The organism is Psychroserpens citreus (assembly GCF_055686305.1).
Window position 1 is genome coordinate 13,623 of sequence record NZ_CM145999.1, and the last position, 13,878, is coordinate 27,500.

Consider the following 13,878-nt stretch of genomic DNA (forward strand, 5'->3'; position numbering starts at 1 on the left):
TGTTTCAAATTTAAACACCTCTTATATTCAATGTGTTCCATCTCTTGAGACATTATTAAATTAAAAATCTGTAATTTTAGAATTACAGATTTCTTTTATGATTATTACTCGAGCAAAACTGAAAGATTTAGATGCATTAGTAGGGCTATTTGATAACTATCGTGTATTTTATAAACAGGACTCTAATCCTGCCGCAGCAAAACGTTTTTTAACGCAACGAATGATGCAAAACGACTCTATTATTTACATCGCATATATTAATGATACTCCAGTAGGATTTACGCAATTGTATCCGTTACAATCTTCGGTATCAATGCAACCCATGTATTTACTTAACGATTTATATGTGTATTTCAATTATAGAGGACAAGGTATTGGAGAAGCTTTAATTAATCGTGCAAAACATTTGTGTAAATCAGAAAATAATAAAGGGCTCGCCATTCAAACAGCATTTGACAATCCCGCTCAGCAGTTATACCAACGCCTAGGTTTTGTAAAAGATACTGATTTACATTTCTTTTGGAGCAATAAATAATAAAAAAAACCGCATCAGTTATAATGCGGTTTTAATTATTTATAAACTAAAAGGCTAATTTTTAATTATTTTTTTAGATACAAATTTATAACCTTGTGATAAATTTAAAATGTATAATCCTGGTTTTAAAGAAGAAATATCTAGTTTATTTTCAATGGTATTAGCAACTATTTTTTTTCTACCTAAAACATCATACACTTCAACATTAACAGTTAAACCATTTTGAGATGAGATGTTTATTAAGTCTGTAGAAACTGGATTTGGATAAACATTAAATACATTATTATAGAAACCTTGATTCGATAACGTCGGATTCACAAAATCAGATAATTCTATTGCAGTAACCTGAGGTGTTCCATCATATTCACTTACAATTAGTTTTGTTATTTGATCAAATGAGATTGGAATTGGTGTTCCAATATAATCAGCGTCTGAAAAAAGAGTTCTAAATGTTAAATTTGTAACACCATCAGAAATAGTATAATTAGTACCTGCAACAAACAACTCTCCTGGAGTAGTTCCAACAAAAAATCCATTTTCTAAAGTAACAACCTCAGATTCATGATTCTCCCAATTAATTAGTACTTCATTATAAGTAACGTCTGCAGTATTATATGAATTACCCGTAGATGTTACAATAGCATTAGATGATGGTACAAATTGTAATACTCCATGAAATTCAGTTAATTGACCAACCAAATTAGTTAAACCAAAACCTGGTAATATTGGGTCTATAATAATTCCATTTGGATCATCAATTAAAATTCCAGCTGTCAAATCTTGAATATAGCGTTCGTTTCTAATATTTCTATTATAAGTAACTACAGCTTCATTTGTAAGTACATAAAATTGTCCTAAAGTTTGTGCTCTCAATTGTGAAATATTGCTTACACTAGTAGTAGGCATTACATTAACATCTACTGAAGATGTTACAGCAGGAGTTAATGAATTACCGCCTAAATCTACTAATTCCAATGTTAAGGTATGTGGGCCTACTGTCCAGCCTCCCAATGAAAATTGAAAAATAGTAGAATACCTATCTCCTAAATGAACTCCATCTTGATATATTTTAATATAACCATCTCCAGATTCTCCAATAGCTTCAGCCACATCAAAATTTTCAACTGAAAATACAACGTCAAAACTATAATTCGAAACATCTGCGTTTGCTAGAGGTTGGCTAATCTGTATAGTTGGTGTGTTTACTTCTCCAGTAAACACAATCTCATCATAGTCACCAGAAACCCCTAAACTCGGCAAAGAAATTAAAGCTTCATTATCTAAAAACACATCGAGTGAAATGACTCCAAATGAGTTATCTGTTAGATTTTGAACCATTCCATAAACTATAGATTCATCTGTAGAAAAAGTTAAATTTTCAATTTTATCGTAACCAGATAAATCAGTTGAATAATTAATAGTTTCTATTAAGTTTCCTGTATTTATATCATACTTTTCTAAATAATTAACAGATGGAGTATTAGTAAAATCATTCACAAGTACATAAACAAAATTACCACTAGTAATAACATCTTCATAAGATTTTGAAGCTGGTAATATTGGAATAATAAAAGTTGAACTCATACCTGTGTCTATATTAAACTTAACAAGTAATCTGTTTCCATTATTATGTATTGCAAAAGCAGTAATCTCGTTGGTTGTATTAGAAAAACTTAAATGTGTTATTTTACTATAATACATTAAATCAGAATCTAAAGGGAATGCATTAAGAATATTTCCAATTGACGTATCAAACTCTTCAATAGTTTTTGCTAATGGCACAGTTGAACTCTCATAATCTTTAATACCAAACAATCTACCATTTATGGCTATAATATCTTCATAAGAATCTCCACTGGCTATATTAAGATTTAATATAGATTCTGCATTAGTTTCTGCATTATACTTTACAACTTTATCACCTTCAATTATTCCAAAAATAGTTTTATTACTAGAGTCATAAGATAAGCTTCTTGGCGAGTAAGGATCAGTAAATGATGTTGTATAGTTATAGCTATCTAAAATAGACCCATCAGATGTATTAAACTCTTCAATAAAATGAGAATGTGGAGTTCCAAAGATTCTTTTAGTAACATACACACCTTGAGCAGTTGAAATTTTAGCAAAAAAAGCTAGTATAATTACTAGCAGAATAAGATTTGAGTAACTTTTTTTCATGTAATAAATAGATTTGTTTCTTTAGTGCGAAAATAGCCTCTTAAACAAGTCGGAAAAATAGATATGCTCGATATTCATGGAATTTCGAGTTGAAATTCCATGAATTTTAGTTCATATGTTTTTTTAAAGAAAAAAAATAGTATCTATGTATTTGTTGGTAATGTTTTAGAAAAATCAAGAATGAATAACAACTATAAAAATTCGATATTTTTATTATTCTTTTTATTAATTACGTTTAAATTCTCTTTTAGTCAAGAAGATGGTTTTATTATTCCAGACTCTTTAAAAGAGAAAAGTTACAATGAATTACTTGAAGCATCTAGAAAATATTTAGATACTATAAAAAGTAACATTCTTTATAATACATATTTACAGAAAGCCAAAAATGAAAATAATATTTGTAGAGAAATTTATGCTTATACTAGACTATCTTATTGGGCAGAAAGTGAAGCTAAAAAATTGGCGCTTCTAGAAAAATCCATTAAAATTGGAAAAGATTCTAATAGGATGGATTGCACTTTTTTAGCATATTCATTTAAAGCTGGTCATTTTCTTTATATTAAAAATGATTATAATAAAGCGCTTGATAATTATTTAGCATTATTAGAAGTTTCTAGAAAAGAAAACAACAAATATTATACTTCTGTTGCTAAATATAGCATAGCTTACATAAAGAATTATATTGGTTATAACAAAGAGGCTCTAAAACTTTTCAAGCAAAGCATTGATTTTAAAGGAGCAAAAAATCCAAAATTTCAACACAGTTATATTTTAAGTTTAGATCAAATTTCAAAGTCTTATACCTTAAATCAAAAACTAGATTCTGCCTCTATTACTAATTTAAAAGGTATCTCTTTAACTAAGAAATCTAATACAAAATATATTAAAAATTTATATCCCATATTTGTTTTTAACGAAGGGGTAAATTTATTTCACAAAAAAGAATATAAAAAATCTAAGGACAGCTTAAATAAGGCCTATAAATTATATAAAAAACACAATAGACTCACTAATTATAAGTCCATTTTATATTATTTATATCTAGGTAAGTTAGAGTGTTTAAAAAAAAATCCTGAAGATGCATTTTTGTATTTCTCAAAAATGGATTCATTAAATAAAAAGGAACAAATTGTACATCCAGAAATTAGGGAAGGAAGTGAGTTTTTAATTAATTATTTCAAAAATAAGGGGCAAAAAGACAAACAGTTATTACAAATTAATAATCTTTTAAAATTTGACAGTATTTACAATCATAGAACATTAGGTTTGTCAAGTCGCATAAATAAAGAATATGATACGCCTACTCTATTAAAATATAAGGTCAAACTCATAAATGAACTTAAAAATGAAAATCAAACACTTAATCACTGGCTACTCTTTTCTATTACTACCTCAGTTTTAATTGCTGGAATACTTTATTATCAAAATAGAAAAAAAAGGTTTTATAAACAAAAATTTAATAAGCTTCTGGAACAACAAAAATCCAAACCTGTCGAGAACTTGAATAATGATTTTAAAAAAACAAACAATGTTGATGTTCCTATTAATATTATCAAAAACATTCTAGACCAGTTAAAAAACTTTGAAAATGAAAATAAATATTTAAAGAAAAACACTACTATAAACTCACTAGCTAAAGAACTTAAAACAAATTCAAAGTATTTATCAAAAACAATTAATTTTTACAAGAAAAAAACCTTTACAAAATATATCAATGATTTACGAATTGATTATATCATTGAAGAATTAAAAGAGAATAAAAAGATTCGCCATTATACAATACAAAGCATTGCTGAAGAAATCGGCTTTAATAATGCAGAATCATTTGCCTCAGCATTCAAAAAAAACACAGGTTTAAACCCTTCATATTTTATTAAAAAACTAAATGAGCAAGAAAAATTTTAAACTTTCTTTTCTAAACAAACCTAAAAGAAATCAATTATCTTTGCACCTTTAGTTGATTACAATGCGTATAGATATCATCACCGTTTTACCAGAATTATTAAAAAGTCCGTTTGAAGCCTCCATTTTAAAACGTGCTATTGCTGCAAATTTGGTAAGTGTCCACTTTCACAATTTACGAGACTACGCTACTGGAGGCTACAAAGCTGTAGACGACACACAGTTTGGCGGTGGTGCTGGTATGGTTATGATGATTGAACCAATCGATAAATGCATTAGCAAACTTCAAAGTGAACGTGATTATGATGATATTATTTATATGACTCCAGATGGTGAACTTTTAAATCAAGGCATTGCCAATCAAATATCACTTAGAAAAAACATCATTATTTTGTGCGGACATTATAAAGGTGTTGATCAACGCGTTCGTGACAAATTTATTACCAAAGAAATCTCTATTGGAGACTATGTGCTGTCTGGAGGTGAATTAGGTGCAGCAGTACTGTGTGATGCAATCATTAGATTAATCCCAGGTGTATTAGGCAATGAAACTTCTGCCCTCACCGATTCATTCCAAGATGGATTATTAGCACCTCCAATTTACACCAAACCTAGAGAGTATGATGGTATGAAAGTTCCAGAAGTTTTATTTAGCGGAAATTTTCCTGAAATTGAAAAATGGCGAGAAGAACAAGCCTATAAACGCACTAAAGATCGTCGGCCAGATTTACTAGATGAATAAAACATAAATTCATGAACACATACGAATATTTGTACACTGCTAGTTACGTTATTTACAATTTAGCCTCTTTGATTATGGTGGTTACTGGAATTGTATTATTTAATAAAATAAGAACATTGGCAACAACCTTAATACTAGTAGGAAGCATATTCAACTTAGTGTTAGGAGTAGGAAGTATACTAATTAGCTCTTTTGCAAGTCGCTATGATACTGATACATTTTTACAAGTCAATATCTATTCAAATATTGCGCAAGGTTTAAGCTATTTCATGTTTGGTCTAGGTCTGTTACTTTTTGTTCTCAATGATTTCAAAAATGAGGAACGAAGAAATGAATTCTTGGGTGAATAGTAATAATTAAGCAATGATCTGTGTTAAGGATTGAAGCTGTGTTGGAGCTCCTCAAAGAGAGCGACTGCGGAAAGCCTGACATTACGCAGCATTTTGGCGAAGTGATGGAACACCCAAAAAATATTCATTATTAATTGTCCATTATCAATTATTAACTATCTTTGCACCCACTTTTGGATTAACCTCTGGCGAGAATCGTGAATGTTGATTTGGAATAACTTATATAAACATAAAAAAATGAGTTCTTTAGTAAAATTTGTACAAGACGAATTTGTAGAAAAAAAAGATTTTCCTGAATTTGGAGCTGGTGATACCATTACAGTGTATTACGAAATTAAAGAAGGAAGTAAAACACGTACACAGTTTTTTAAAGGTGTCGTATTACAAGTAAAAGGGTCTGGAAGTTCACAAACATTTACAATTAGAAAAATGTCTGGAACTATTGGAGTAGAACGTATCTTCCCTATTAACTTGCCTGCACTTCAAAAAATTGAAGTGAACAAAAGAGGTAAAGTTAGAAGAGCAAGAATCTACTACTTTAGAGGTCTTACTGGTAAAAAAGCTAGAATTAAAGAAGTTAGAAGATAAGCTTCGACCACATAAATTTCTTGAAAGCTCTGATATAATTATCAGAGCTTTTTTTAGTTATCAACTATTGTTAATAAGTACAGTTTATAAAATGTGAATATCTAAACTGTATCAAAATTTGGAATTCTCAAACAAAAACCTAAATTAGCTGAACAATTAACAACAAACCTAGTTTGGTTTTAAAAGAAATTTTGAATTTATGTTAAATTGTAAATAAAGCAACGTTCTTTATATAGTATTGTTTTTTGAGGTTTACTAGCTGCACGTGTAGGCGTGTGAGGTGAAAGAACCATGATGATTTGGATACAAACAAATGTTTAGGCAGTTGATTGTAGAAGTATCTGAAAGCTCAGAAAAAGTAGCAGGAACGAAAGTAAATGTGAACAGGACGAGCAATGTTTTGGAAGCTATCTAACACGCAAGTGGAATGATTAAGAGACTTAAACATCAAGAAAAGCAAACTAAAACCGAAACATAGTAATAACAGGTCAATACATTTTGAAAGTTATGAAACGTTTCATTGAAATAGTGAAACTTGAATCGAAAAAGATGAGGGAACGTAAGTTCAGCTGTCTTGAGTTTAGCAGCAATGTTAAATAGATCACGTGTAACTATCTCAAAAAAGCCATGTCAAAGTAGTCTGCTACAGTGATATGGCTTTTGTTTTTTTGAACTTTTTCAGATATATCTAATCATAAAACGCCATTAAAAAGACACTGTATTTTTGTATATTTGCAACGCTTAAAATTTAAGCGTTTTTAATTCACTAAAATTTAAAACAGTTTATGGCTAATACTCCTACTATCATTTATACCAAAACAGATGAGGCACCTGCTTTAGCAACGCAGTCATTGTTACCAATAATTAAATCCTTTACGAAGTCGTCTCAAATTAATATCGAAAGTAGAGATATCTCTCTTGCTGGACGTATTTTGGCTAACTTCCCAGATTTTTTAACCGAGTCACAACGTGTTCCAGATGCCTTAGCCGAATTAGGAGAATTAGCAAAAAACCCAGAGGCCAACATTATTAAATTACCAAATATAAGCGCTTCTATTCCACAGCTAAAAGCTGCAATTACAGAACTACAAGCTCAAGGCTATGGTTTACCTAATTATCCAGATGAGCCAGAAAATGAAGAAGATAAAGCCATTAAATCGCGCTATGATAAAATTAAAGGTAGTGCTGTTAACCCAGTTTTAAGAGAAGGTAATTCTGATAGACGTGCACCTAAAGCAGTTAAGAACTTTGCAAAAATGAACCCTCATTCTATGGGAGCATGGTCTGCAGATTCAAAGAGTCACGTAGCGACAATGTCAAATGGTGATTTTGCTCATAATGAGCAGTCCGTAACTCTAGCTGACGCAACCTCAGTAAAAATAGTACACACTAATGCTTCTGGACAAACAACAATTTTAAAAGACGGCTTAAACTTATTACAAGGTGAAATCATCGATGCCACTGTAATGAGTAAAAAAGCATTATTAACATTTCTTGAGGCTCAAGTTAAAGATGCAAAAGATAAAGGTGTATTGTTTTCATTACATATGAAAGCAACAATGATGAAAGTCTCTGATCCTATTATTTTTGGCCATGCTGTTCGTGTATTTTTTGCTGATTTATTTGCAAAGCATGGTGATACTTTTGAAAGCATTGGTGTTGATGTGAATAATGGCTTTGGAAACTTAGTGGGTAAATTGAGTCAATTATCTGATGCTAAACGCGAAGAGATTGAAGCTGATATAAAAACTGCGTTTTCTAATGCTCCAGATGTAGCTATGGTAAATTCAGATAAAGGAATTACAAATCTACATGTGCCTAGTGATGTTATTATTGATGCATCAATGCCAGCTATGATTCGTACGTCTGGACAGATGTGGAATGCAGAAGGAAAACAACAAGACACAAAGGCTGTTATTCCTGATAGTAGTTATGCCGGAATTTACACAGCTACAATCAATTTTTGTAAGCAACATGGAGCATTTGACCCAACCACAATGGGTACAGTTCCTAATGTTGGTTTAATGGCTCAAAAAGCAGAAGAATATGGTTCTCACGATAAAACATTTGAAATCTCATCAGATGGAAAAGTAGAAGTTATAAATGACTCTGGACAAATATTAACCTCTCATAGTGTAGAAACTGGTGATATATGGAGAATGTGTCAAGTTAAAGATGCTCCTATTCAAGACTGGGTAAAATTGGCAGTAACAAGAGCAAAAGCATCTCAAACCCCAGCAGTATTCTGGCTAGATGAGAATAGAGCTCATGACGCAGAATTGATTAAAAAGGTTAATACTTATTTACCAAATCACAACACAACCGGATTAGATATTAGAATCCTCTCTCCTATTAAAGCTACCGAATTTACGCTAGAGCGTATTAAAGATGGTAAGGATACTATTTCTGTTACTGGTAATGTACTGCGTGATTATCTTACCGATTTATTTCCAATTCTAGAACTAGGAACTAGCGCAAAAATGTTATCCATTGTTCCTTTAATGAATGGTGGTGGTTTATTTGAAACCGGAGCTGGTGGATCTGCGCCAAAACATGTACAACAGTTTACCAAAGAGAATCATTTACGTTGGGACTCTTTAGGTGAGTTTTTAGCGCTTGCGGTATCTTTAGAACACTTTGGAACTGTAAATAATAACCCAAAAGCTGTTATATTATCTGAAACTTTAGACGATGCGACAGAAAAATTATTAGCTAATAGAAAGTCACCATCAAGAAAAGTTAATGAACTTGATAATAGAGGAAGTCATTTCTACTTAGCATTATATTGGGCAGAAGCATTGGCTAACCAAACCCAAGATGATAGTTTAAAACAAGAGTTCACGCAAGTCTATTCAGATTTAAAAGCTAATGAAACAAAAATAGTTAACGAACTAAATGATGTACAAGGACAATCAATGGATATTGGTGGTTACTATGAACCTAATGATTCAATAGTTTCCGAAGCCATGAGACCTAGTGCTACCTTAAATGATATTATAGGATAAGCACTTATTAATACAAAAAAGAGACCGTCTAATTGGACGGTCTTTTTTTTGTATTAAACAAATCGTAATTTTACCCTATGACAAAAGAAGCTCTTATAAATTGCCATAATCGAATACGTCCATTTATCCATAATACGCCTGTATTAAAATCTTCACTTATTAATAAACGTGTTGGTACAGAAGTATATTTTAAATGTGAAAATTTTCAACGAGCAGGAGCTTATAAAATGCGTGGTGCAACTAACGCCATTATGCAACTTTCAGAGATACAAAAAGAAAAAGGAGTAGTTACGCATTCATCGGGAAATTTTGCACAAGCGCTATCTTTAGCTGCTCAAAGCTTAGGTGTCAAAGCTACTATTGTAATGCCTTCAAATTCTCCACAAGTAAAGAAAAATGGCGTTAAAGCATATAATGGACATATTATTGAGTGTGAACCAACCATAGAAGCAAGACAAAAGACTGCTGATCAAATTGTCAAAGATACAGGTGCCACATTTATACATCCATCAAATGACCCAAATGTCATTATAGGACAAGGAACAGCTTGTATGGAGCTTCTAAATGAAGAACCAAATCTTAATGTCATTGCATGTCCCGTTGGTGGTGGTGGTTTAATAGCTGGTTCTGCTTTAGCTGCTCACCATTTTGGAAAAAACATAACCTTGATTGGAGGAGAGCCCTTTGAAGCCGATGATGCTTACCGTTCCTTACATAGTGGAAAAATAGAAACCAATATTACGGCGAATACTATTGCAGATGGTTTACGCACTCAATTAGGGCATCATAATTTTCCTATCATTCAAAAACATGTTGATCGTATTATTAGAGTTACAGAACCCGACATTGTAGAGGCCATGCAATTTATATGGGAACGCATGAAAATTATCATTGAACCTTCTAGTGCTGTAACATTTGCAGCGATTTTAAATGATAAGCAACAATTAAAAAATAAGAAAATTGGTATTATTCTTTCTGGAGGTAATGTGGATATCAACAATCTACCTTTTAATAATTAATTAACGATTGAGACTATAATTGTGAGGGCTTTCTTTCTTATTTTTGATATATGATATCATTAAAGAAAAGCCTCGTACTATCATTCTTATTTGTTCTTACTTCAATTTTCGCTCAAGAAACTATAACATTAAGTGGTACGATAACAGATGTAAATAGTAATGAAACATTAATTGGTGTTAATATCATTTTCCCTGAATTACAAACAGGAACAAATACTAATGAATATGGTTTCTACTCCATTTCTCTTCCCAAAGGTGAATACAAAGTACAAATTAGCTATTTGGGCTATAAAACTATAACTGAAACAATATCCTTTTCAGAAAATAAAATTACGAATTATAAGTTAGAAGAAAGTACCGAAAGCCTTAATGAAGTGGTCATCAAACAAGATGTAGAAAAGCTAAACATTAAAAAACCACAAATGAGTGTTAATGCTTTATCTATAAACACAATTAAACAAATGCCAGTTGTTTTAGGAGAAGTAGACGTTATAAAATCAATAACTCTTTTGCCCGGCGTTACTAATGCAGGTGAAGGTTCGTCCGGATTTAATGTTAGAGGTGGTTCAGCAGATCAAAATTTAATTCTATTAGATGAGGCTACAATTTTTAACTCATCTCACCTTTTTGGTTTCTTCTCTGTATTTAATCCTGATGCCATAAAAGATTTAAAATTGTACAAAGGAGGTATTCCTGCTCGATATGGCGGACGCGTCTCATCGGTTTTAGATATTTATCAAAAAGAAGGAAATAGCAACAACTACAAACTTAGTGGTGGTATTGGAGCTGTATCAAGTCGATTATTAGCAGAAGGTCCAATTGTAAAAGAAAAAGGCGCCTTTTTAATTGGAGGTAGAGGCTCTTATGCACATTTATTTTTACCGCTTATAGCAGATAATGACAATGTTGCTTATTTCTATGATTTAAATACAAAACTAAACTATAAACTTAATGATAATAATAACTTATATCTCTCAGGTTATTTTGGACGAGATGTCTTTAGCATAGATGATAGTTTTGAAAATACTTATGGTAATACTGTAGTAAATCTAAGATGGAATCATCTGTTTTCAGATAAAATATTTTCTAATCTTTCATTGATTTACTCTGATTATTTTTATGGTTTAGAATTAGATTTTGTAGGGTTTGAATGGGATTCTGGTATTCGAAATTTTAATTTAAAATACGATTTCAAACATTACCTTAATTCAAAAATCCAACTCAACTATGGAATTAATAACATTTACTATAAGTTTAACCCAGGTGAAATAAAACCTAATAGAGAAGACTCTGGAATTATACGAGAAAAATTAATTGATAAGTATGCCAATGAATTTGCAGCTTATATTGATACTGAACATAAAATTTCTAATAAACTGGTGCTAAGATATGGATTACGACTAAGTAATTTTATCAGATTGGGTCAAGATGAATTGAATATCTATCAAGATGATAATCCACTCATATTTAATGAAGCACTTCAAATTTATGAGGCAGCAGAACCAATTGCTGTCGAACAATTTAGCAGAAAAGATAAAATAGAAACCTTCACAAATTTAGAACCTAGGTTTTCGCTCGCTTACGCTTTTAATGATAATACGTCAATAAAAGTTAGTTATAATCGTATGGCTCAGTATCTACATCTACTATCAAATACGAGTTCTCCAACACCACTAGATGTTTGGACACCAAGTGGAAAATATATCAAACCGCAATTACTCAATCAGTATGCATTAGGCTACTTCAGAAATATCAAAGACAATATGTATTCTTTAGAAACTGAAGTGTTTTATAAAGACATAAAAAATCGTATAGATTACATTGATGGTGCAAACCTTATTGCAAATAATGCTATAGAACAAGACATTCTTAATGGGGAAGCACGCGCTTATGGTTTAGAAATTTTACTTAAAAAAAATGAAGGAAAATTTAAAGGTTGGTTAGCTTATACGCTTTCAAAATCAGAACAAAGAACTCCAGGAAGAACTAGTATAGAAACTGGTATTAATAATGGAGAATGGTATAATACGGGATATGATAAAACGCATGATATTTCTTTTAATGGTAATTATGAATTAAATGAAAAATGGACTTTCGGAGCAAATTTTGTCTTTCAAACTGGGCAACCTACAAATTATCCATCAGGACAATTTCAATTTCAAGGTTTAACTGTTCCCATATATGAAGGTGCGCGAAATAGTGAGCGTTTACCATCCTATAATCGTATAGATATTTCAGCAACACTTACACCTAGAAAAAATAAAAATAGGAAATGGCAAGGTGAATGGGTGTTTAGTATTTACAATCTATATAATAGAAGAAATGCTGCTTCAATTAATTTCGCAAGAAATCAAGACACATTTGTAAATGAAGCTACTCGAACTTCTATTTTTGGTATCATCCCTGCCTTTACTTATAATTTTAAATTTTAATGTATGAGACGTCTAATTTACATTCTAACAGTACTTATTGCAGTTACAAGTTGTGAAGATGTTATTGATATTGAGGTTCCAAATAGCGAACCGCGTTTAGTAGTTGATGCATCTTTCGAATTCTATTTTAATGAAGATCCTATCGCAATTGACGGTTACTTGCGATTAACCATGTCTGCTCCTTTTTTCGACGGAAATGTACCTGCGGTAAATAATGCTACGGTATATATTACAAATTTAGATAATAATTCTGTAGTAAGTTTTGAAGCTGAAGGTGATAATGGTTTTTATACTCCTGAAGTTGGCTCGGTAATTATTCCTGAATTTGATGTTTTATATGAGTTGACAGTCATTTATAACAATGAAACGTTTAAGGCTACCACCCAACTATATCCTACAGCACTTATAGAAAATATTGAACAAGGTGATGGAACACTTTTTGAAGGAGATGAGACAGAAATAAAAGTAACTTTTACTGATAATGGAACTAGAGATGATTTTTATCTCTTTGATTTTGATTTCAACTTATTGGAGGTTAGTGAAGATAGATTTTATCAAGGTGAAAGTTTTACCTTCTCTTATTTTTATGAAGATATGCTACCTGGTCAAGATTTAACAATTAAGATTCTAGGAATAGACGAACGTTATTTTAATTATGCTGGCTTACTCATTGAACAAAGTGAACAAGAAGGTGGAAATCCATTTCAAACTGCTCCAGCATTACTACGCGGCAATATTATTAATATTACCAATCCTGATAATTATGCGTTAGGCTATTTTAATCTTTCAGAAGCACATAGATTTAATTTCACTATTGAAGAATAGCTTTAATAAAAATCTACTGATGATAAGTTAAAAATACTTTATTTTTGACTTATGACATTCAAAAAAACTACCGAGCAAGATTCAAATTATAATCATTTAGAAAAAATGACTATTACTGAATTATTGACTAATATGAATAATGAGGATAAAACTGTACCTCTAGCTGTAGAGGCTGCCATTCCACAAATTGAAAGTTTAATAGAACAAATAGTCATTAAATTGAAATCTGGCGGTCGCTTGTTTTATATTGGTGCAGGAACCAGTGGCAGACTTGGTATATTAGATGCTTCAGAATGCCCTCC

The 13,878-nt window shown here is 31.2% G+C and carries 11 protein-coding genes (1 of these 11 cut by a window edge); 10 read left to right on the forward strand and 1 reads right to left on the reverse strand.

What is annotated here, in order from left to right:
• Positions 1–97 precede the first annotated feature (97 nt).
• Positions 98–535 (forward strand): GNAT family N-acetyltransferase, encoded by a 438-nt coding sequence (locus ACTU6T_RS00075; RefSeq protein ID WP_460219231.1) that lies wholly within the window; start codon positions 98–100, stop codon positions 533–535.
• A 54-nt stretch (positions 536–589) separates the two neighbouring features.
• Here the strand turns inward: ACTU6T_RS00075 and ACTU6T_RS00080 are convergent, their stop codons facing one another.
• A complete protein-coding gene (locus ACTU6T_RS00080; RefSeq protein WP_460219232.1) occupies positions 590–2,713 on the reverse strand; it encodes a T9SS type A sorting domain-containing protein in 2,124 nt (707 codons plus the stop codon).
• Between the two features lie 99 nt (positions 2,714–2,812).
• On the opposite strand from ACTU6T_RS00080, the gene ACTU6T_RS00085 reads away from it, so the two are divergent.
• The 9 genes from ACTU6T_RS00085 to murQ form a co-directional block, all read left to right on the forward strand.
• Positions 2,813–4,618: a helix-turn-helix domain-containing protein gene (locus ACTU6T_RS00085; RefSeq protein WP_460219233.1), complete on the forward strand. Its 1,806-nt coding sequence runs from the start codon at positions 2,813–2,815 to the stop codon at positions 4,616–4,618.
• A 61-nt stretch (positions 4,619–4,679) separates the two neighbouring features.
• The gene (gene trmD, locus ACTU6T_RS00090; protein ID WP_460219234.1) at positions 4,680–5,357 is read left to right on the forward strand and encodes a tRNA (guanosine(37)-N1)-methyltransferase TrmD; all 678 of its coding nucleotides are present in this window, start codon (positions 4,680–4,682) and stop codon (positions 5,355–5,357) included.
• 11 nt (positions 5,358–5,368) lie between these two features.
• Positions 5,369–5,707, forward strand: a complete 339-nt coding sequence (locus tag ACTU6T_RS00095) for a hypothetical protein (protein WP_460219235.1) — start codon at positions 5,369–5,371, stop codon at positions 5,705–5,707.
• Positions 5,708–5,944: 237 nt separating this feature from the next.
• A complete protein-coding gene (rplS, locus tag ACTU6T_RS00100) occupies positions 5,945–6,295 on the forward strand; it encodes a 50S ribosomal protein L19 (RefSeq protein ID WP_460219236.1) in 351 nt (116 codons plus the stop codon).
• Between the two features lie 785 nt (positions 6,296–7,080).
• Complete coding sequence (locus ACTU6T_RS00105) at positions 7,081–9,300, forward strand: NADP-dependent isocitrate dehydrogenase (RefSeq protein WP_460219237.1); 2,220 nt, start codon at positions 7,081–7,083, stop codon at positions 9,298–9,300.
• 77 nt (positions 9,301–9,377) lie between these two features.
• Entirely contained in the window at positions 9,378–10,319 is a 942-nt protein-coding gene (locus tag ACTU6T_RS00110; protein WP_460219238.1) for a threonine/serine dehydratase, read from the forward strand.
• A gap of 50 nt (positions 10,320–10,369) precedes the next feature.
• A complete protein-coding gene (locus ACTU6T_RS00115; RefSeq protein ID WP_460219239.1) occupies positions 10,370–12,751 on the forward strand; it encodes a TonB-dependent receptor in 2,382 nt (793 codons plus the stop codon).
• 3 nt (positions 12,752–12,754) lie between these two features.
• Positions 12,755–13,576: a DUF4249 family protein gene (locus tag ACTU6T_RS00120; RefSeq protein WP_460219240.1), complete on the forward strand. Its 822-nt coding sequence runs from the start codon at positions 12,755–12,757 to the stop codon at positions 13,574–13,576.
• Positions 13,577–13,627: 51 nt separating this feature from the next.
• A protein-coding gene (gene murQ / locus ACTU6T_RS00125; protein WP_460219241.1) for an N-acetylmuramic acid 6-phosphate etherase crosses the window boundary here: on the forward strand, positions 13,628–13,878 show its 5' end (the start). 574 nt of this gene lie beyond the right edge of the window; 251 of the gene's 825 nt are visible here — the first part of the coding sequence; it begins with the start codon at positions 13,628–13,630; the stop codon falls past the right edge of the window.

What these genes read in the sequence shown, in the direction of transcription:
- ACTU6T_RS00075 (WP_460219231.1), top strand. Translation starts at nt 98, where the DNA reads ATGATTATTACTCGAGCAAAACTGAAAGATTTAGATGCATTAGTAGGG.
- ACTU6T_RS00080 (WP_460219232.1), bottom strand. Translation starts at nt 2,713, where the DNA reads ATGAAAAAAAGTTACTCAAATCTTATTCTGCTAGTAATTATACTAGCT.
- ACTU6T_RS00085 (WP_460219233.1), top strand. Translation starts at nt 2,813, where the DNA reads ATGAATTTTAGTTCATATGTTTTTTTAAAGAAAAAAAATAGTATCTAT.
- trmD (WP_460219234.1), top strand. Translation starts at nt 4,680, where the DNA reads ATGCGTATAGATATCATCACCGTTTTACCAGAATTATTAAAAAGTCCG.
- ACTU6T_RS00095 (WP_460219235.1), top strand. Translation starts at nt 5,369, where the DNA reads ATGAACACATACGAATATTTGTACACTGCTAGTTACGTTATTTACAAT.
- rplS (WP_460219236.1), top strand. Translation starts at nt 5,945, where the DNA reads ATGAGTTCTTTAGTAAAATTTGTACAAGACGAATTTGTAGAAAAAAAA.
- ACTU6T_RS00105 (WP_460219237.1), top strand. Translation starts at nt 7,081, where the DNA reads ATGGCTAATACTCCTACTATCATTTATACCAAAACAGATGAGGCACCT.
- ACTU6T_RS00110 (WP_460219238.1), top strand. Translation starts at nt 9,378, where the DNA reads ATGACAAAAGAAGCTCTTATAAATTGCCATAATCGAATACGTCCATTT.
- ACTU6T_RS00115 (WP_460219239.1), top strand. Translation starts at nt 10,370, where the DNA reads ATGATATCATTAAAGAAAAGCCTCGTACTATCATTCTTATTTGTTCTT.
- ACTU6T_RS00120 (WP_460219240.1), top strand. Translation starts at nt 12,755, where the DNA reads ATGAGACGTCTAATTTACATTCTAACAGTACTTATTGCAGTTACAAGT.